Genomic DNA, 21,315 nt, shown 5'->3' on the forward strand with positions numbered 1-21,315 from the left:
TTTAAGAGGTGAGGTTTATTATCAGTTTGGCTTTAATTGCATTTTCAATACTATTGCTTGGTTATTTCCTGCAGGCAAAGATGCTGGGTTAGTCAATGCGTAAAAGGATTGGCCATCAACTGCAAAGTTTAGCAAAAAAAGTATGTTTAACGGAAGTTCTATAGGTTTGGACCAACCTGTTTCATTGCTATAGATTTTCAATTGTTGCCCTGGAATGCTGTTTGATTGGGCAGCCTCTTCTGTTAGGCCATTTATATAAACTACAGCAAATCCATTTTTTAAAGCGATAAGGTTGGTTATTTCCCCCTCTACGACTACCGATCCATCGTTCCCAAGAGGTAATTTCTGACCTTTGATTTGCACAAAACCTTCTGAATCTAAAGGGATACTATTTACCAATTCCCCATTTTTTTCCAAGTCGTAGGCGCTTATTAAAGGTTCCTTGTTAAAAGCGAAATAAAGAACATTTCCCGCTCTATTAATTAATGCTGTAGGAGGTTCAAAATGAAGGTTCTCCTGATACTGACTTTCAGGGGACAATTTTAGAAATGGACTTGCCTGACCAGTGTTTGGATCTAATTTCTCTAATAAATAGTTGTTTTTATAATAGCCAAGTTCATAGGGGCTTTTATTGTCTCTTCCTGGATGAAAGAGGAGCAATTGATTCTTGTAGATTTCGATGGCATTTTGATTTCTTTTCAGATCTAGAGAGCCATTTGGAAAAGGCATTCGGGTCTTTTTGATGAGGGTTAAATTTTCATCCAGCAATCCTATCTCCTCTCTGATGGACTTTGCGAGGATGGTTCCGCTGTTGGTTATTTTGAGACCATTGACGTAAAACAAGCCATCTTTGCCCTGAGCAGGAATAGTGTTTTTTGCTAAGACATTTCCTGAGCTGTCAAATTTCAAGTATTCCCCAGATTGATAATTGTAAATTAAACCTGTGTTGTAGGCATAGGTTCCTGCATGAATATCACCAGCAAAAGGAATGCGGAGTGTATCAAGAACGACCAAGTCAAACTGTACTGAATTATCCTTCGAGAAATTACATCCCCCAGCCAATAGAACAATAAATAAAATAGGAAATAAGTATTTCATAACTTTCATCCTGAAATTTAAGTGCAATTTTTACCCTTTTCAAACTTTTTGTTCAAAGTAATTTTTGTAATTGAATGAAATTATAGACTTTTCCTTTAACTTCAAATCAAAATTTCCCTTGAAAGTGCAGCTGACTATTTGTTTGGGTGCTAATTTACAGGGATTTGTATTTTGATCAAATAATTAACAGTAACAATGAATAACCAAAGAAGACGATTTATAAGATCTAGTGCCTTGGGTGCCGCGGGAATTTCTTTAATTCCTTCCTTTGTCCTCGGAAATCAAACTGGACATGTCGCACCAAGTGAAAAAGTGAATTTAGCCTGCTGTGGTATCGGACACCGTGGGGGATCAATCACTAAATCATTGTACGAAACAGGCCTTGCCAATATTGTCGCCATTTGTGATGTGGACATGGGGGCTGAACATACCCTTGAAGTGATGAAAATGTTTCCTGATGTCCCTAGATTTAAGGATTTCAGAGAGATGTTTGATAAGATGGGTAAAGATATTGAAGCTGTTTCTGTAGGTACCCCGGATTTTTCTCATTTCCCTATTACCATGCTGGCCATGTCTATGGGGATTCATGTATATGTTGAAAAGCCCATGGCAAGAACTTTCAATGAAGTACAGTTGATGATGGACGGTGCGAAAAAGCACAAGGTTGTTACTCAGATGGGTAACCAAGGTCACTCAGAAGCCAATTACTTCCAATTTAAAGCCTGGAAAGAAGCTGGTATAATAAAAGACGTTACCGCCATGACTGCCCATATGAATGGACGTAGAAGATGGCACGGTTGGGATCCTAATATCAATTCCTTTCCAGCAGCACAGCCAATGCCCTCAACCATGGATTGGGATACCTGGCTAGGTACTTCTCATCATCATGATTACCACGAGGATCTTGTTAATGGTCAGTGGAGATGTTGGTATGATTTCGGTATGGGAGCACTAGGAGATTGGGGTGCACATATCATGGATACAGCACATGAATTTTTGGAGTTGGGCTTACCTGAGGAAATAGAACCATTGAAATTGAAAGATCACAATACTTTCTTTTTCCCGATGGAATCCACCTTGGCTTTTAAATTCCCGAAAAGAGGAAATATGCCGCCAATGACCATTACCTGGTATGACGGTCAAAACAATATTCCTCCAGTTCCTGCTGGTTATGGTGTTTCTGAACTAGATCCAAATATTCCACCACCAAGTGACGGGCAATTGCAGCCAGCCAAACTGAACCCTGGAAAGATTATATATGGAGGAGACCTTACCTTTAAGGGTGGATCCCATGGCAGTACACTTTCCATTATTCCTGAAGAGAAAGCCAAAGATATGGCTGGACAATTACCAGTAGTACCTGAAAGCCCTTCCAATCACTTCGCTAATTTCCTGAAAGCATGTAAAGGAGAAGAAAAAACAAGATCTTCCTTTGAGATAGCAGGGCCTTTGAGTCAAGTGTTTTCTTTAGGAGTTTTGTCCCAGAGATTAGGTGCGAAATTACAATTTGACAGAAAAACAAAACAAATTACCAATCATGCATTGGCAAATGAATTGTTGTCAGGTGTTCCACCAAGAAAAGGTTGGGAAGAGTACTATAAAATGTAATCTATCTGTCCCCTTAGGGAAAATTGATATAAAGAGCTATTAAGTAAAACTACTGGTTTGGGTAGGTGACAGGTTTTCCTGTGGCCTACTCGAACCAATTGGTTTATACCCCAAGAGAAATCTATTGCCCGAATACCTGTGTAATGTATTTTAACCCGGATTATGTAATAGAATGTCTATTGCCTATTTCGGGTTTAATGTAGGTTCATCCCGATTTTGAATCAAAAGATTAAAAGCCATAAACCCATCATGCAGAAATTATTTACCCAGTCTAAAAAGTTCCCTTTTTGCAAAACCAATAATCTATTTGGATTGGTTTTAATGCTTATCATATGTGTTTTAGTTGGTTTTTCATTCAAGCCCTTTCCTAAAACGGGGCAGCCAAATATAGTTATCATCTTTGCCGATGACATGGGATATGGTGATATTAGTGCTCTAAATCCCTTATCTAAAATAAGCACTCCTGCTATCGATGATTTGGTGAAAAATGGAATTTCTTTTCAGAATGCCCATGCAAGCGCATCAGTTTGTACTCCTTCAAGATATGGCTTATTGACTGGGCGATATGCATTCAGGACACCTAAAGCCTCCAGAGGAATAGGTGGATTTACCCCTTCGGTTATTGAAAAGGATCGCCTTACCATTGCTGGGATTTTAAAAAAGGCAGGGTATACTACCGCTATTACAGGCAAATGGCATTTGGGTTTGGACTGGGCTACAAAAGACAATAAAGAAGCGCAATTAAGCAGCACAGGTTATTCTAATGTGGATTATTCATCGCCTGTTAAAGCAGGACCTAATGATTTTGGTTTCGACTATTCCTATATTCATCCTGCCTCATTGGACATTCCTCCTTATGTATTTCTTGAAAATGGTAAGGTAGTCGACAATGAAATAGGACTGACTACGGATGTATATCCCATAAGAAAAGAAAATACAGCGTTCTCTTGGGACAAAAAGCACAGTGATGACAAAGCTGTTTATTGGGATAAAGGCGTATGGTGGAGATTAGGAGAAATGTCCGCATCTTTCCGTGTAGAAGAATGTTTGGAAACAATAGTAAACCAAGGAGAGAATTTCATCGATCAGCAAGCGGCAGAGAAGCCATTCTTTTTGTACATGCCACTTACAGGGCCACATACACCATGGTTGCCTTCTGATGAAAATAAAGGAAAATCAGGGGCGGGATTATATGGTGATTTTGTAATGGACATAGATCAGGTCGTGGCCAGAATTAAATCAAAATTGGAGGCTGAAGGTTTGCTTGAGAATACGCTAATCATTTTTAGTAGTGACAATGGGGCATATTGGCCAGCCGAAGAAATTCTTTTGCACGGACATGATTCTAATAAAGGAAGCAGAGGACAAAAAGGTGATGTTTGGAATGGTGGACATAGGGTTCCCCTAATTATGTCTTGGCCTGATGGCATCAAAAAGAGCAACACCTATGAAGGCTTGGTAAGTTTAACGGATATCTATGCTACAGTGGCAGCGATGACAGGAGTGGAAATACCAGTAGGTGAGGCCATAGACAGTAAGGCGTTTATTCCTGTTTTATCTGGTGATATGTCTTTTCAAACCAGAGATAATATGGTGCACCAATCCTCAGGAGGAATGTATGCCATAACATCAGGTGCTTGGAAATACATTGACGGATTGGGATCCGGTGGTTTTACTTTTCCTACTAATTTAACTCCTGAACCCAATGGGCCTAAAGGTCAGTTGTATCAATTAAGTGAGGACCCTCTAGAAAGCGAAAACCTTTTCGCAACCTATCCTGAAATGATACCTTCCTTGAAAAAACAACTTGAAGCAATTAAAAACAAAGAAAAGTAGTCGTTTTCATACCTTCAATCCCTTAATTGTTCAAAGAGAAAAACTCCTTTTTTGTTGGCAACAATGATATCCATTAGCCCATTCCCAAAAAAATCTTCGACAATAACCTGAACGCCTACCCCTGAATTTTCATCGATAATATGTTTTGTCCATTTTGGGGTTTTGCCTGGAATGTATTCAAACCAGACAAGCTGTGGAGGCTTATTTCCTCCAGGGTCTTTGCCCATATGAGCAAAATAGCGTTTCCCTGTTACCAGGTCTTTATTTCCATCTCTATTGATATCAACCAATTCCAAACCATGTGTTTGGGAAAAACTACTGTCTACAAGATGAGTTACCCAGGCACCAGTGGGTTCTTGCTCATGCCACCAAATACCAAGTTGATGTGCTGAGGAGGAAATTACCTCGGGCTTATCATCTCCATTTAATTCCTGCACATACATTTGGGCAGCAGGCTCGCCTAATTTAGCTGTATGGAATTTCCATTGCCCATCTTTAGGGTTTGTTGGAGATTCCCACCATCCCTCTGTGATAATGAGATCAGGATTTCCATCCATATTGAGGTCTCCCATTCCCAAACCATGGGCATATTTTGCAGTTCCAGGGCTTTCTTTTTCACTTATAGTGAATTTCTCCCAAACTAAATTATCAGGAGTATTTGGGGCTTTATACCAAACCATTTCCCCTGTTTCCGGGATGCTTCCAACCAAATCTTTTCGGCCATCTTTGTCAATATCATAAAAGCCTGCCGATTCATTTCCTAGGGCAGGACAAATGGTATGGATTTTCCAATGTCCTTTTTGGTTTTTTGGGTTTTCAAACCAAAGTACAGCTTCCCCGGGAAAGCCAATTCTTACAAAATCAACCCAGCCATCCCTATTAACATCCATTCCATGACTTATGAATGCATTGCTATAACCTTTATCGTATTCAAAAAGCTTAGGGGTTTCCAATTCCTGAGGTTTCCATGAGGGAGCTTCAAACCAATAGGCCCCTGCCATGACATCCATTAAACCATCCTGATTTACATCACCTATAGCAGCTCCTTCTGCTAAGAATTGCGTGGTAAGTACATGCTTCTTGAAGTTTATTTTATTGGATTGGGCATGGCCATAGCTCGTGAGGGTACATAGAGCCAAAAACAGTGATAGATGGGGTAAATGGGCTTTGATAGACATGTTAACGAAGGCTTAGTAAGTAGGTCATTAAACCGTTGAACTGAGATTGATTCAATACATTTCCAAAATGATCTGGCATCAAGGTCATTTTTGATGGGACTTGCTCTAAAATATCCTTTTTGGGAATGGTAAATTCTTTTCCAGATTGATCAGCCATCACCAATACCTGTCCATCTTCTCGTCTAAATAAGCCTGACTTTGCTTGCCCACTTTTGAGTTTGATCGTATAGGTTCTAAAGTTCTCTGATATATTTCGATTAGGGTCCAGCACTTTAGTAGCAAGTGCATTGAGTCCCCAATTGCCTACACCATCCAGTTGAGGGCCAATCATTCCTCCATCATCTCCAATTCTATGACAAATTCCACAGTTTTGCTGAAATAAGGTTTTACCAACATCCAATTGGGCAGGATCCTTAGAATAAGCCTTTGTTCTTTCTATTATGAGGGCTTGCTTTTCTTCGCTAATAGGTGGTAAGTTTTTGGTAAGTTCATCAAAAGCGAGTCTTTGCTTTTCACTTGCTCCTGAATGAAACCTTTCTTCCACTTTCCTGGCTTTTAATATCCTTGCAGTAGCATTTCCATCCCTTATTAACTTAAGAAGCTTTTCTTTCCCTGAATTACTTGTGGCCAATTGTTCAGAAATGGTTTCTTGTAACTCCACAGGAGTGTCTTTTATGTTTTTTGCCAGTAGGCTAGAGGATTGTTCAGAACCGGCTTTGGCTATTGCCAGGGCTATTTTCTGTCTGAAAGAAATGGTACTTTCAGCATTTTTCAACCATTTCTCCAAATAAATAATTTCTGTTTTCGGAGCGATTTCTACCAGGGCATTGGCAGCATCAATCCTAAGTTCTTCCTTTTCCTGATTGTCATTTACCAATTTCTTTAATTCTCCTATATTTTGAGTGATTTTCAGTATGCCAGAAAGTTGAGTAGCGTATTTAATTCTTTCCAAGCCCTCATCCGTTTTATTGCCACCGTTCACCGAATTGTCCTGTAAGAGATCAATACTCAATTGTCGGTTCCAGGATTTCAAACTGGGGGCTAAGTCAATTCCTTGCTGTTTTGCCCCATTATTTAATGCCATGGCTTTTTTAAAGCCAGGAATTCCTTCTCCAGTTTCTTTTGCCAGAGCAACGATTTCTTTCATCCTTAAAGCGGGTAGATCTCGGGCAATTGAGGTTAAATAGGGCAGGTATTTCTCCTTAGGAAGGGAATTGTTTTTAAGGTAATTGACCAGAAACTCAGCAGCTGTTTTTGATCGCGTATCTGAAAACACCAAGGCTATTACTTCTTTTTCCTGGTTCGACCAGTTTTGAGTTGCCATCTGTTTTGCAATTTGAGGGTTTTGGGCATGTTGATATAGTGCATATTTTAATGCGTACAACAAATGACTGTCTTTCTTATCTGTTGCATGTATTGCTTTCATAATTGGACTAAGCATTGAAGGACTTTGCTGTCTTATCAATGTCTCAGCAGCCACTCTTTTTACGTGAGCGCTTTCATCCACTAATCCCATTTTTACCCATTCCAGCTTATGATCGTTTAAACTCTGTTGTTCTCCCAAAATTCTCTGTGCATGAACGCGCACAAGTACATCGTGGTCAGAAAGTGCTTTTTCGAGGGCAAGCTCATCCATTGCATCTAGCCTAAAGATGGCCCATAGGGCATGAACTTTTTGAATATTGGGCGTTTTTTCATCAGCTATTAGTTTCTTTAATTCAGGTATTGCCGAATCCTTGAATCTGTCCACCAATTCATCGGTTGCCATCATTCTGTTCTGAAGAACAGGATCTCTCATTTTTTCAATTAGTACCTCAAGATTGGCTTTTGACCAATTTATAGCTGTTCTTTCCTGACCTTTATACGTTATTTTCCAAATTCTGCCACTGTTTCTGTCTCTTTCAGGATGATCAAGAGGGACTTCATAATGACCTATAATACTATTGTAAAAATCCGCTATGTACATGGCACCATCAGGTCCTATTTTAATGTCCACTGGGCGAAACCAAGGGTCCTTGCTTACTAGAAAATCAGCTTTTCTGGTAGCTTTGGGTGTAGATCCATTAAATGAAATGGTACTTCGGCTGATTCTGCAGGTCACAACATCTCCTGAATAGAAGCTGTTTTGGTATTCATCAGGAAACTGGGTATCAGTATAATATACAAGACCGGATAATGCCGTGGAATTCAGCCCATAGTCCATCATGGTTGGTGCATGGCCCATATTGGGTTCCATTTTTCCCCATTGGGTATAGTTGCCGTTTCTTATTATTTGGTAAATAGGCAAAGTATGGCAATCCGCCGAATAGTGGTAACCCCATTTGTCTAAATCCGATCCGAAAGGATTGATTCTTCCATCACTAGTCTTTTCTGCATGTTGTCCATCTAAAGTAAAACGGAAAGTGTTTCCTGAAGTCATTTTTATTGAATCCCCATCCTTAGCAGCAACGGTGGAAACATTGCTAAATCCGTGGGAGGCATGTATCCAACCATCCAAACCTCTGAAAAGATTATTGACCATTCCATGCGTGTCCTTGGTTTCGAATGGCCCTAAAATCACTTCTCGCTTATCAGCAATATCATCACCATCGGTATCATAAAAGCGGTATAGATTAGGTATACTAAAACCAATTGCACCGCCTTTTACTGGTTGTATGCCTATAGGGATATTTAAATCATTGGCGAAATCTGTGATCTTGTCTGCCTTTCCATCACCGTCACTGTCCTCTAGAATGCTAATTCTGTCCGTCCCTTTTCCTGGGCCAGCTTTAATTGGATATTCAGAAGATTGGCTAACCCATAACCTGCCTTTTTCATCAAAAGCCATGTTGATTGGTTTGGTAATATCGGGTTCAGAGGCAAATAGTGTGATTTCAAAGCCTGGAGGAAGGACGAAATCAGCTTTCTCATCTTCAGGGCTTTGATAGGAGGTAGTCCTTATATGTTCTGAATAGATAGGATCAGGCTCTTCTTCTATATAAGCGTCTGATGGTACTCCATTAGCGCTACTACTGTTTTTATCGCCCTGATTATTTCTCTCGCATGCGAAAACAATGGGTACTAACAGGTAAAGTAATAGTTGTCGGGTTTTCATTAATCAGTCGGGAATATTGAATAAACAATCTTGTTAACTTAAGATTTATTCCCTAAAAAATCAATGAATAATTGCTTTCATTACATGTTCGGTAAAATTTTAATCTAAAATAAGGGTGTAAAGGTAAGGTATTGGCCCTTTTTTTTCTTTTTTTCATACAATGATTCTGTCGGGTTTTTTCATTCTAAATTCTTGCCCCTGGCTCATTTAATCTGCCCTTATCCATAGATACTAGCTATTATTTGGATCAAAATGGCTGGACTTTGCAGTAATTGGACTTTAGCCTTCATCCTTAATGGATTTTAATAAGCCTAAGCCTGAACTGAAAAAAACAAAGCCTAAGACAAGGCTAACCGTTGTGATTTTCCAATCCCCTTTGTCGGGTTCTAAAAATAAATACGCACCATAAATCAGACTGCCTAAACCTAAAATGGATAGAAATGGTCCAAAAATCTTTTTAAAGTTCATAGTTGTTTTAAATGGCTAAGAATCAAAAATATTGCCAAAGACAAATCATGCCTTTTTCCTATGGTTGATTCAGCCCAGTTTTCAATAGGGTGGTCAGGGAAAAATTAATCTATTTAAAGAAAAATAGCACCTTTGGATATGCCGAAAGGTGCTATTTTTGATTGATTAAACCCGAAATATGCAATAGACAATCTATTACGTGCTGAAATCGCTTCAAAATACCCAATCGTTGCTGTTTTCAATATCACCATAGCGGTGCTATGCTAAAACCTCCAAACGGCCGATTTTCTTGCGATTGCAACACTTCCCGTAAACACGGGACAGGCTTCACCCCTGACCATTGTCAGGGCGGAGAAATCCTATTACATAATCCGGGTTAAAGTTTGGTATCAGTTAAAAGTCGGTATCCGCTTTTTCTAATTTCAACCTTTCTATCCAAATATTACGGAAAAGCACTTCATGTCCTTCAGCCTGAAGTTTGATGCCCCCAGGGCGGTTGGTTATGCCTTCCCCTCCGTCTCTACCTCCATCAAGTCCCGAATTGGGGCCTCCCCAAACTTTCTGAATGGATACATTTTCATGAATTTTCACGCCATTAAAATAGATGGTGGTCATTGCTTTTTCATTCAATTTTCCATTTTCATCAAACCTTGCGGCCCTGAACTTGATGTCATAAGCATTCCATTTGCCAATACCATTGTAAACTGCATATGGGGCAGCCTTTTCATTAATTATAGCAGCCATTCCATGAGTAGTACTGTCGCCATCCAGAATTTGTATTTCGTAACGATTTTGCAAATAAACCCCACTGTTTCCTCCCTCATTTTTTATTAGGAATTCCACATGAAGTCTGAAATCTGTGTATTTCTTTTTTGTAACAATATCCGCAGCCCCATACTTGCCGCCTGCTCCTGCGGGGTCATTGGAACTAACAGCTTCTCCTTTATCTACTGGGTCAGGTACAATCTCCCACTTGATAGGAAGTTGAGCCGCTATTCTTGGGCCTTCCCAATAGGTCCAATTTTTATTTAGGGATCGCTTTTTTCCATTGAATAATTGATCAGCATCCTTGGGTGCTTCTACACCTACACCGACTTGCGCCAGTAATGGGAGCTGAAACAATATGCTCATGACAAATAAGAAAAGAAATTTTTTAATACTGGATAAATTCATAATCTCAAGTAGAAAATTTGGTGAGAAAAGGTGGATGAAGGAACATTTCCTTCATTGATTATTGGTGAACGTCTCTCAACAAATCATTGATGGTTTTGACAGGATTAAAAGTAATCAAAGGAACCACAACAAATATTGAATTCCAATCAGCCATGGAACCGTTCCAAAGCCCTGGGAGTTCCTGTGCTTTTAAATCCCTACCACTTTTTGATTTTTGTGTGATGAAACCAGTTTTTGGATCTCGGTATTCCATAAGGTTAAAAGATTTGCCTTTATAGTCCCTTATACCACAAACCAAATCCGTAGGGTTAAAATGAGTAGAGGATTTGAAATGGGATTTTTGTGTTTCATCATCAAGGTTTAACTGAGCAGTTTCTCCAATTTGAAGAGATAAACTATTATCTGCATCCTTTACCCAGAACGGTCCACCACCTGGCTCACCTGTGTTCTCCACCATTCCACATACTCTCATTGGGCGGTTTAGTTTTTGTTTTAGCCATGCAGCTTTTTCCTCAAGATTTTTTGAGGCGTAAGAGGGGGCTAATTTTCCACCAATAACTTTTGTAAATACTTCTTCCGCTTGATTAACTACTTCTGGGCTGATTTTATTGTCCAATTGACTAAGGGCTGCAAAAGTTTTGTCTTGCGCGTCTATTAGCAATCCTCCGATTGCTTGTTTATAGGTAGTCGTTGTGTCTTTTAATCGGTCAGGAACCACATTGTCGATATTTTTTATAAATACCAGATCGGCTTCGATTTCATTTAGATTCTCAAGCAATGCTCCATGTCCCGCAGGTCGAAATAAAACCTCACCATTGTCTTCAATAAAGGGTTTATTGTCGAGATCAACAGCTATGGTATCAGTTGATTTCTTTTGTTGTGAAAAGCTGATTTCAAATTTTACTCCGAATTCCTTTTCCATTTTAGGTTGTACTTCGGCCACCTTCTTTTCGAACCTGTTTTGATGCTCTGGAGATACAGTGAAATGTAGCCTTACTGTATTGTCCTTACCAACTCCGTATTGGGCACCTTCTACAAAATGCTCTTCAACAGGAGTTCTGCTTCCTTCTTCATATTTGTGGAATTTTAGCAGGCCTTTCGGTAAACTACCATAGGAAAGGTGTTCGTCATCAAGAAGGTGCTGAATTATCAAACCATACTTTTTTTCTTCAATGGCTTTGGATATACTGCTTCCGGCTTTTTTTAAGCTGTCGTCCAGGTCTTCATAGAAGGCAAAAGACTTTATTTCTGAAATAAAAGTTTTTGTAAATTCATCATTGTCTAAATTGCTGTCCACCTTTTCCAAAAAGCCAAAAAGGTTTTTAAACATCCTACTGGCAGCGCCACTTGCAGGAACAAATTTTACAATGATTTTGTCCTTTGATTTTTCTGAATAAACATCTACCGCTTTTTGAAGTTCAGCATCACTCAATTCCAGAATACCATCCCCAATTTTTGCAGCATAATCGATGTCTAAAAATGGGAAACCGTTTTTGAAATTTTTAATTTGTTCTTCAACTGTACCCAATGGCATGCCTTGGGCTTCAATTTGTTTTTCTAGGTCGTTAGATAACATGGGTTTGAAAATGAGGTTATGGAATTTTTATGATATTCTAATATAATAATTCATTTTATGAAAGCACTATTTATTAATGGGAAAATCCGTTCAGATCTTCTCTGTTTACCACTAATTGGGCAATAAGGTTTCCACGATTTTTTAATAAGGTATCGCAATTGCAAGAAAATCAGCCCGTTTTGGAAGCAAGGTTAAGAATCAGGCCAAGGTTAGGGCTACTCATATCCCAGAGTACCAACTTATCCAAACTTATTTTAAACCCGAAATATGCAATAGACAATTTATTACGTGCTGAAATCGCTTCAAATTACCCAATCGTTGCTGTTTTCAATTTCACCATAGCGCTATGCTAAAATCTCCAAACAGCCTGATTTTCTTGCGATTGCAACACTTCCCGTAAACACGGGACAGGCTTCACCCCTGACAATTGTCAGGACCGAGAAATCCTATTACATAATCCGCGCTAAAGTTATTCACTTAGTGAAAGATTTAACCTGAAAGCTTTGTCTTGATATGGACAGGAACTTGCTCCTGTGGTAAATAATTGTACTTACAAGGGTTGGCTAATATGAAATCGCTTCAAAATCAAACATTTCCTCGTTGATTTCGAAGCGATTTAAGGACTTAGTAGACGGACTGGTTCCTATAAAAAGATTAACAGTTTAGATGACTAGCACTTATCTAATTGATAGGACTCCTTTAAATATAACTTTTTAACTTGAAATTATATCTTTGAATTAAGAGCCAAAACCCCATGAAAGTCCCATATGAATGTCTGCCCTGCGACTGTTGTTTTGCATTAAGCCGGTAATGATGGAATGACTTCCGATAAAAAATCCTCCATATTGAAATCCGAGCCCTCCGGTTAAATTTGAAACCTGATGTTTCATCCAAGGTGAATACATTTCAAATTTTCCCAAAACAAGCCTAGGGGTAAGGACAATTAAATCTGCTGCACTTAAATTGGTGTTTATGTTTTCATCAGAAATCCTTTTTTGAGCATACAATGAAATTTGGAAGCTTTTTACTGGACTAAACTCCACATAAGTAGCTAAAGTTCTTGGTAAATTTACCCGAACATCTGAATCATTGTTGTTGATGGTGAAATAACCGGAAGCAACCAACTGTTCATTAATTTCATCAATATTACCATCGAGGTTGTCAACTCTGAAATATTCGTTTTCAGGTATATTTACCGTGTAATTCCTTTGCTGTTGGTTGGATCCCATGCCCATACTTCCAAGGTTTTTAATTGTTAGGCCGGCATTCAAGAAGGGTTTGTCATCCTTTTTAAGCATATAATTTACTCCTAAGTCGACACCAAGGCCTCCTGGGGAGAAATCACGCCATAAATTATCTTCTATATTATTACCATCCTCATTTTCCCATCGCTCGTCGTAGGAAAGATTGAGGCTTCCTTGGGCATTGGTAATTGTAGTTTCGTCCTGAGAATCAATTATAGTTGCTTGGAATTTATCGATCCCTAAGTTGGCATAACTACCAGGGAAAAGCAATTTGAAATTTGCCCCTACTGACAAAGTATGGAAATCTGTATCCAAGATCTTCCTTCCAGCCAAAAAGCCAACTTCCATCCATCCTACAGCATTAATGCGTTGGTTTTGTGGAATGTTTATTATGGTTTGATTATCGTTTCCATTAGAATTATCGACAATGGAGCTACCCAAGTCAGGGTTGAAATTTATGATGTCCGCTTTCGCTTTTACCTCGGTTGTGAGACCAAAAGACCATTGCTTAAACCTCAGACCTAATGCAGGACCCAAAATGGATACATCCGATCTAAGGTTAACTGGTTTATCAATATCGTTAAAGATATTTTCAAAAACATCTGGGTCGTCAATAATGTCTTGAAGGGACAATGTGTTATTGTCCAAACCAACATTGAAAGAAAAGAGTGAAACCTCTACCTTTTTGGTTAAATTATTAATTTCTGCAGGGTTCATCATGGCATTGATCATGCCCTTCCTATTACTGTTTTGTACTCCAAAATAATTTTGCTGTGCTACTAATACACCACTGCTAATAATTAATAAAAAAGAAAGTATTAATACTTTTTTCATGAATCTTAATTTAAAAGTTTAATAAAAAAAATTAACTCAAAAATAGAGAAATAATATTTATTTACCTCTTTTTGAAATGGGACAGTCCCGTAAATTCAAATTAAATTGTAATTTAGGTGTATGAAATGCTTAATAAATAATTAATGCTGAAAATTTACCTGACTCTTCCCCTTATTTTTTTCTGTTGGTTATTTTTAGTCAATATTAGTTCAGCACAGAGTTCTGGAGATATTTGGTTGTCTACAGGCATTCAGAATTTATCAAGCAGAGATGAAGGATTTTCATTGATGAAGTATAAAGGAAATAAAACCACCAGTACTGTAGGTTTCAATCTGAGTAAAAGAAACAAGACACAGTGGTTTCAAGGAGATTTCTCTTACGGTGTATTGACCAATCAAGTAGGGGGGACCTTGAATGAAATGGGGGTTAATTTTATTACACATACCTTTTATCACAAAGTTAAATCTCCTGACCGTGGGCTTCATTGGGGTTGGGCCAATAAGAATACCTTTCATATTCGTAGCCACAACAATTTTAGCAATTATAATTTCCGTTATGATTATTTCAGTGCTTTAGGACCATCTGTCAGATACATTTTACCATTTGTGTGGAAGAAGAAATCTTTTGTTTGGCAAAATGGGGCCAATTGGCAACTTATCGGTTTGCAAGTCAAATCAGGCTATATTGGAGCTGAGCCTGAGGACTATCTCAAAGGGGAATCTCTAGCCAATAATTTTTTCAATACGGTGAGGCCTTTTATTCCGGTGAAGGATCTTGATTTGGGATTTTCTTCTTCTCTATTTTGGAAGTTACCTACCAACAATCAACTGGGAATTAGGTATCAATACAATTATTCCAAATTGTCAGGAATTAAGGTGGTTCACCGCTTGGATCAATCTCTTGAACTGGTTTTAAATGTTAGGTTATGGTAAATAAAATAAACTTATGCCTAATCGCATTGCTTTTCTTTTCTTCCTGTGAGCAATGGGTGATTCCTGAGGACCCTAAATCCGAGCCTTTGGATATTTTTGACAGCCTTTGGGAAGATGTGAATGAACGCTATTCGTTTTTTGATCATAAGGAGATTGACTGGGAGGAAATAAGGACTACTTATAGGGCAAGAATCACAAACAGCACTGGCTCTAAAGGCTTGTATGATGTTTTGGCTGACATGCTATTTGAATTAAGGGATGGGCATGTTAATCTCAATGCAGGATTTGACAATAGTCGAAATTGGGAATGGTACCAGAATTATCCTGATAATTATGACCAAAATATCATAGATGAAAATTACCTAAGAAAGGACTTTTGGATCAGTGGTCCGTTTATCCATCAATTTCTTAACGATGTACTCTATGTGAATTATAGGTCTTTCTCCCAAAATATATCAGAAGGAAATCTTCAGATAATTTTAGAAAGAGCCAAACAAGGTCAGGGATTAATAATCGATGTAAGGAACAATGGAGGGGGTAGCCTAAAGAATGCTTATACCCTGGCTTCCGGATTTACAGACAGTGAAGTTTTGGCAGCTAAAAAGCGCATAAAAAATGGAAGTGGAAAAGATGACTTTTCTTCTTGGGAGGATTTAAGTGTTCCTGCAGGAGAAAATGTATATACTGGTCCAGTGGTGGTGCTTACCAATAGAAGGTCCTACAGCGCCACTACCTTTTTTGCTCAAATGATGAAGGTGTTGCCACAGGTTACTATCGTGGGTGATCAGACTGGTGGCGGAGGTGGAATTCCTGTATTTGGAGAGTTGGCTAATGGTTGGACTTATCGATTTTCAGGTACGCAAACCATAGACTTAGAAGGTAGGCAGATCGAGGATGGGGTCCTTGCTGATGTTCGTGTTGATTTAAACCCTGTTAATATAGCAAGGGGTGAAGACAATATAATCACAAGGGCCTTAAGAGTGATTTATGAGAATAATTAGCTAGGGTCATTTATTAGGATCCCGCTTGATGTTTTGTGTTCATTTTGGCCTTAATAAAATCTAGCCACAGGAAAGTTCCTGTGGCTAGATTGTTTTAGAAGCGTTCACAGCATCATGGCTCCGTTTTTAGTTTGCTGCATAAGGCAACTTTTTAAAGAATTAGATTTGTCATTTTCAAATGCTATTCTCCTTTTAAATAAGCCAATAAATCAGCCAATTCCTGATCACTCATGTTTTGTTCCAGGCCATTTGGCATCAGAGACATTCCCGGGTTTTCTATGCTTTTTATCTGCGTGCGTAGTATGTTTTCTTCCGTTCCATAAGCTGTTTTTAAACTTAAAGAATTTGAAGATTCTGCAGCAATTCTTCCTGTGACCTGTTTGCCTTCATGCGTTGTTACAGTAATAGCTTGGAACCCAGGATACACTTCATAATTGGGTACTATAGTGTGTAAAAGTACAGCAAGTGCAGGCTGGTTGCTTATACCTGATAAATCTGGCCCGACATTCCCGCCTTCTCCTGCATAGGTGTGGCAGGTGACGCAATTTGCAGTAAAAACTCCTTTTCCGTTTTCAGCATTTCCTTTTATATCAAGTACCCGCTTATGATCCTCATAGACTTTCATTCTACCTCCTGATTCCAATTCCTTGAAAAGAATTTCTGCACGTTTTCTAACTTTCGCATCGCTTACTTTCATTAAAGAAAGTCTTGTGGAAGATGATATTTCTGCCGGGTTAATTTTGCTTTCTTCGATTGATTTTAATAACTGGTCCCGTAGGATAGGCCTAGATACAAGTGTGGCAATCACAGCTCCTTTTGTTTTGGGAGTATAAGCTTTCCATGCGGTTGTTTCTGTTAGTATTTCTCCCGCCTCAGTACTGTTTAAATTCCCGAGGGACTGAATAGCAGCCAATTGGATTTCAGAAGGGTTGTTTGGAGAAATCAATTCCTTAAGAGTAGATTCTGTTTTTCCCGGAGAAAAATAGCTAAGTAAGGCTGTTGCTTGAATACGAGAAGTTAAGCTGTCTTCAGCCGAAGAAACTCTTTTTGCAGTCTCCTGAATCAAAGCATTCAATTGTTCCTTAGATTTTGTATAAGTATCCAAATAATTTTTTTCTGCACCCTTTACATGTCCTCTTTCGCTACCTTTCAATAACCCAAGAAGCAAAGAGAAAGTAGGATTGTTCCATTCGCTATTAATAGAGGAGTCAATTAATCCTTTTAATTCATTGGTCGAAACTGAACTGCCTATTAGTTCACCTAACTCTGACCACATTGGTAATTGGTTGAATGTAACTTGCTCCTTTTCTGCTTCTAAAATTTTTAGAAATTCGATCTCCTGTCCATTTAATGCCGTCATTACTGCAGCCCTTGTCCATGGGTCCGATGCGTCTTTTTGAGCTATTTTTGCCAAGTAAGGTAACCACTTTTCCTTATTGTCTGTGCCAAAAGTTATTGCTGTCAGAAATCTGACTCTGGAATTGCTGTCAGTGGCTCCTTTTATTAAACTTGCGGCCATTTGATCTGAAATATTTGGCCTCAAGCCTATAATTGAAATGATCTGTTCTTTAATGACTGGTTCATTATCATTGTAAATGGTGGCCAACATTTGCTCATCCAAAGCATCGAAATGATTCAATAACCAGATGGCTTTTACTTTACCTTCATTCAACGTTTTAGATAAAACCATTTCTTTAAGGTTGGCAATGATTCCAGTAGGCATTTTTTCTAGAATTAACCTAAAAGCTGTACTTCTTTCCCATTCATCATTGGAGGAAAGTGCTGCAATCAGCATCTCATTGTTGCTGTCTGAAGTAGTGGGGAAAATTGTTTTTTCCTTAATGTATTCAAACTTGTCATTGCTAATTCTATAAATCTTACCTTTTCCCTTGCCACTTTCAAAGTCCAGTGCTCCTCTAGTTTCTTCAGGCACATAAGAAGGATGGTCGATTACCTTCCTGTACATGTCTGCCAAGTACATGGCTCCTTTAGGCCCATGAGCCAGGAAAACCGGGTTGAACCAGGAGTCTGATGAAGCTAGAAATTCCCAATCTTTATGTACCCTTTCAGAAATGAAGGTGGCTCCATTGTCTTTAACCGATTGCCTTTGAACCAAATTTTGTGCTGGCTCACAGATAAATGCATCCCCTTTATGACTAGTGGTAAGGCCCTCACTTTCAAAAATCAAAGTCCCGCAAGCAGAGGTGAAAGTGCCTTGATGGGATAAGCCCATTAATTTGGGAATGTATTCAGCGGTAGTTATGCTTTGACTTATAGGGTACACAAATCCCTCTGCTTCTGCGGGAGATACATTCTCAATGGTTTTGTTAAAAAGTAGGTTGGGATTATTGCTTAATTGATCAGGTTCCATGACAATATGCTGTAATGGATGTCTGTTACTTGAGCCAAATCTTCTACCAAAAGCGTCAAATGCAAGGCCAAATTGACTTTTTCCACCTCGTGTATGAAATTCTAAAGTTTCGGGATGAAACCTTCCGTCTGCGCCATTAAAGGAGATAGGCTTTCTTTCAGGATGGGCTGGGGAATATACCTCTCCGCCATTAAGTCCACTTGTCACATAAATCCAACCATCTAAAGCCAGAGTTGGGTGACTTGTTCGTATTTGTGCTGTTCTATTGGCATTAAAACCAGTTAGTACGATTTCTTGAATGTCAGCTTTACCGTCACCTGTGGTGTCTTTGAAATAATAAATATGTGGTGCGCAGGTTACAAAAACGCCACCCTTCCAAGCCATGATTCCGTTGGGGTAAGTAAGTCCCTCTACAAAGACACTTCTTTGGTCGTATTTACCATCCCCATCGCTGTCAACTAATCTTGAAATTTTCCCCAAGGTATCAGGGTTTTTTCCGTCCATTGGATCCGGATAACCGGTGTTTTCAGCAACATAGAGCACACCTTTTTCGTCAAATGCAAAAGCTGAGGGGTCCGCTACTAAAGGGTCAGCAGCAATCAAATCAATCTGTAGGCCAGGTTCTAGCTGGAAGGCTGCCATTGAAGATTTTAATGCTGAAGAATCCTCATAAGTATAGAGAGGTGAATTAACAGGGTTGTTTTGAACTTCAAAGACTGGAGAGCTGTCCTCCATTTTCTTTTCCTGTTGACAGGAAACTAATAAAGTCAAACTGATAATTAAAGGCCAATTTCTTGACGGTAAAAGAATGTTTAACATGCTTTTAAGTTTTATTAATTTGCAATACATGAAAGGTGGATTATTGAATTTGAGGGGGTACATTGCCATAATTCCAAGGCTCACCTTTAAAAGGAGGTGCTTTCTCGAAGTGTGGAATGGAGCCTGGTGTAAGTCGCTTTATTAGTTTAATGCTTTGATCTACAATTTGATTGCCGGCCGTGATTCCCAAATTACTATAGGAGGTAAGTCGGGTTTCATATCCACCGCCATTGGAAGAGAAAGCCTCCAAAGTAGGCACATAGCCTACACAATCATTGGCCATACTTACGGGGAAGGTAAACGGAAATTGACTTTTTGCTTTTATCTTAAGCCCCAATTCACAGAAGAATTCTGCGGGATTACTGACGAGTACCAAAGGCCCCAACTGTATGGTTTGAATCTCTACATTATGACTGGGCTTTTGTTTTACCCAGCTGTCTAGCATTACTGTTTCTTTGGCAAAGACCCAATCCGTTTTGCCGACTTCATCTGGGCTTTTCTTAACCATTGCCAGGCTTTTTTCTACGTTTTCTTTGGATGGAATTCGCCTTTTTATATCGATAAACGCTCTTGTGCTATTTATAGGGAAATGAATACCTCTCGGTATAGATAATAAGGTTTTAACTGCTTCTGCGCCTACATTGGCACCAACAAATCTTGCCCACTCTTCTCCGGATCTATTTTTATATGGGTTTCGGTTATTTACCTGAGTCACGTCACCACTTGCTCCCTGAAGGAAAACTACCACACAGTCTTTTCCCATGGCACCTTTTATGGTTTGTTCCATATAATATACCCAATTGGCGGATATACCACCGGGATTGGTGGTAGAGTGGCAAGCGAAGTTAACGATACAGCCAATACATTTACCATCTTTACTCCATGCGCCAACAACACCTACCTCGGGATCAATAGGGCCTGCTACTTTTGAAATTTCAGGATTTAACTGTCCTGGATGGGTATAAGTCCTTCCATTCTTCATGAAAAACCGTCGGTTAAAAGAAACTTTTTCCTCATTTCCACTACCTATGCCAATTTCCACATCTTCAAGCCCTTCAAGCGCCTTTAGGGCTGTTTCTATTGTAGTCTTTTTAGTGTTGGCCAAATATTTTGGGTCTGCGCAGGAAGACTGTTTATAGGCAAGGTCTTGAATAAAAGGATTTGCATGGTCATATTGACCTGGCATGACCATGGCGGTAGGTCCTGAAGAATGAGAATGAGAAGCGGAAATCATGATCTCATCTTTCGAAATAGCATATCTTTTCCCTATGCCTTCTTTAATTTCATCCACCCAAGGTTGGTAAATAGCCAATGCATCGAAGCCTATAACCAAGGCTTTGTTCTCCCCACTTTGAAAGGCTGAAACCCTGACCTTACAAGGGTCATGAAAAGTCTTATGGTAACCTTTACCATAGTTTCCGGGACTTTCCATGCCTATTTCAGGAGAAATATCTCCATCGGCAAAGGCGGCTTTTACCGGGGCCTCTACAGATGCAGCAATTGTTGGGCTTATTCCAGTTGCTGTGGACTGGGCTGTGGTTAAGTATAAACTTAATCCTGCGGTTAGTAGACTTGTTTGTTTTAAGAATTTTCTTCGTGATGGTAAATCACTTGTTGTAATTTTATGCATAATAAATAAAATTGGGGTTGTTTGTGGTTAAGTGTACGTTACCAAAAGTAGTTAAAAAACATGGTTAAGATACTGGAAATGATTGAAATTTCCATTGATTTTATGTAAAAATTGCTAGTTTTTTACCATCAGTAACTTTCCTGACTAACATTTTATTTGGGCTCAATAGTTGTTCAAGCGGATAATAATTTGTTTTGGGTTTATAGCTAGGCCCTTGACTAATCTGTTGTTTTTTTACTTTCCTTTTAATAATGGGAAGTAGAATTTAAAGCCTGATTTAGGCGAATTAGGTGATTCTTTAAGTGGATTGTTTTCTTAGTAAAACAGTTCTTTAGAAAATTTTAGCCATATAAAGTCTCCTAAGCTCAAGAAAATGCTAATTTTAGCCTGTCACATACAAGGAGTATGGCTTAAATTTCTCAAATAATGTTCCATCTGGTAATAAAGTGACTA

The 21,315-nt window shown here is 38.9% G+C and carries 13 protein-coding genes; 4 read left to right on the forward strand and 9 right to left on the reverse strand.

What is annotated here, in order from left to right; genetic code table 11:
- Window positions 1-21: 21 nt before the first annotated feature.
- Window positions 22-1,098: a hypothetical protein gene (locus tag CA2015_RS16955; protein ID WP_157470514.1), complete on the reverse strand. Its 1,077-nt coding sequence runs from the start codon at window positions 1,096-1,098 to the stop codon at window positions 22-24.
- Window positions 1,099-1,293: 195 nt separating this feature from the next.
- Here CA2015_RS16955 and CA2015_RS16960 point away from each other — a divergent pair, with 195 nt between their 5' ends.
- Together CA2015_RS16960 and CA2015_RS16965 are read left to right on the forward strand one after the other, a co-directional pair.
- Window positions 1,294-2,706, forward strand: a complete 1,413-nt coding sequence (locus CA2015_RS16960; protein ID WP_048642977.1) for a Gfo/Idh/MocA family protein — start codon at window positions 1,294-1,296, stop codon at window positions 2,704-2,706.
- 249 nt (window positions 2,707-2,955) lie between these two features.
- Complete coding sequence (locus tag CA2015_RS16965) at window positions 2,956-4,542, forward strand: sulfatase family protein (RefSeq protein WP_053086697.1); 1,587 nt, start codon at window positions 2,956-2,958, stop codon at window positions 4,540-4,542.
- A 14-nt stretch (window positions 4,543-4,556) separates the two neighbouring features.
- Here CA2015_RS16965 and CA2015_RS16970 read toward each other — a convergent pair whose 3' ends face one another.
- From CA2015_RS16970 to CA2015_RS16995, 6 genes are all read right to left on the reverse strand, one after another.
- Window positions 4,557-5,720 (reverse strand): FG-GAP repeat domain-containing protein, encoded by a 1,164-nt coding sequence (locus tag CA2015_RS16970; RefSeq protein WP_053086698.1) that lies wholly within the window; start codon window positions 5,718-5,720, stop codon window positions 4,557-4,559.
- A gap of 1 nt (window position 5,721) precedes the next feature.
- A complete protein-coding gene (locus tag CA2015_RS16975) occupies window positions 5,722-8,814 on the reverse strand; it encodes a PVC-type heme-binding CxxCH protein (RefSeq protein WP_048642978.1) in 3,093 nt (1,030 codons plus the stop codon).
- Window positions 8,815-9,093: 279 nt separating this feature from the next.
- Window positions 9,094-9,282: a hypothetical protein gene (locus CA2015_RS16980; RefSeq protein WP_048642979.1), complete on the reverse strand. Its 189-nt coding sequence runs from the start codon at window positions 9,280-9,282 to the stop codon at window positions 9,094-9,096.
- 393 nt (window positions 9,283-9,675) lie between these two features.
- Window positions 9,676-10,455 carry a 3-keto-disaccharide hydrolase gene (locus tag CA2015_RS16985; RefSeq protein WP_048642980.1) on the reverse strand — a complete coding sequence of 260 codons (780 nt, stop codon included), beginning with the start codon at window positions 10,453-10,455 and terminating at the stop codon, window positions 9,676-9,678.
- A gap of 58 nt (window positions 10,456-10,513) precedes the next feature.
- The gene (locus CA2015_RS16990) at window positions 10,514-12,031 is read right to left on the reverse strand and encodes a DUF4301 family protein (RefSeq protein ID WP_048642981.1); all 1,518 of its coding nucleotides are present in this window, start codon (window positions 12,029-12,031) and stop codon (window positions 10,514-10,516) included.
- A 737-nt stretch (window positions 12,032-12,768) separates the two neighbouring features.
- Window positions 12,769-14,109, reverse strand: a complete 1,341-nt coding sequence (locus CA2015_RS16995) for a DUF5723 family protein (RefSeq protein WP_048642982.1) — start codon at window positions 14,107-14,109, stop codon at window positions 12,769-12,771.
- Between the two features lie 143 nt (window positions 14,110-14,252).
- Here CA2015_RS16995 and CA2015_RS17000 point away from each other — a divergent pair, with 143 nt between their 5' ends.
- Together CA2015_RS17000 and CA2015_RS17005 are read left to right on the forward strand one after the other, a co-directional pair.
- Entirely contained in the window at window positions 14,253-15,041 is a 789-nt protein-coding gene (locus CA2015_RS17000; protein WP_048642983.1) for a hypothetical protein, read from the forward strand.
- Window positions 15,035-16,042 (forward strand): S41 family peptidase, encoded by a 1,008-nt coding sequence (locus CA2015_RS17005; RefSeq protein ID WP_048642984.1) that lies wholly within the window; start codon window positions 15,035-15,037, stop codon window positions 16,040-16,042. The genes CA2015_RS17000 and CA2015_RS17005 overlap by 7 nt, the downstream gene beginning before the upstream one ends.
- A 181-nt stretch (window positions 16,043-16,223) precedes the next feature.
- On the opposite strand, the gene CA2015_RS17010 is transcribed toward CA2015_RS17005, so the two are convergent.
- Both CA2015_RS17010 and CA2015_RS17015 read right to left on the reverse strand, forming a co-directional pair.
- Window positions 16,224-19,232 carry a PVC-type heme-binding CxxCH protein gene (locus tag CA2015_RS17010; RefSeq protein ID WP_169786495.1) on the reverse strand — a complete coding sequence of 1,003 codons (3,009 nt, stop codon included), beginning with the start codon at window positions 19,230-19,232 and terminating at the stop codon, window positions 16,224-16,226.
- 40 nt (window positions 19,233-19,272) lie between these two features.
- On the reverse strand, window positions 19,273-20,862 hold the full coding sequence (locus CA2015_RS17015) for a hypothetical protein (RefSeq protein WP_048642986.1): 1,590 nt from the start codon (window positions 20,860-20,862) through the stop codon (window positions 19,273-19,275).
- Window positions 20,863-21,315: the final 453 nt, after the last annotated feature.

Source organism: Cyclobacterium amurskyense, from assembly GCF_001050135.1.
In the GTDB taxonomy this organism is placed as follows: domain Bacteria; phylum Bacteroidota; class Bacteroidia; order Cytophagales; family Cyclobacteriaceae; genus Cyclobacterium; species Cyclobacterium amurskyense.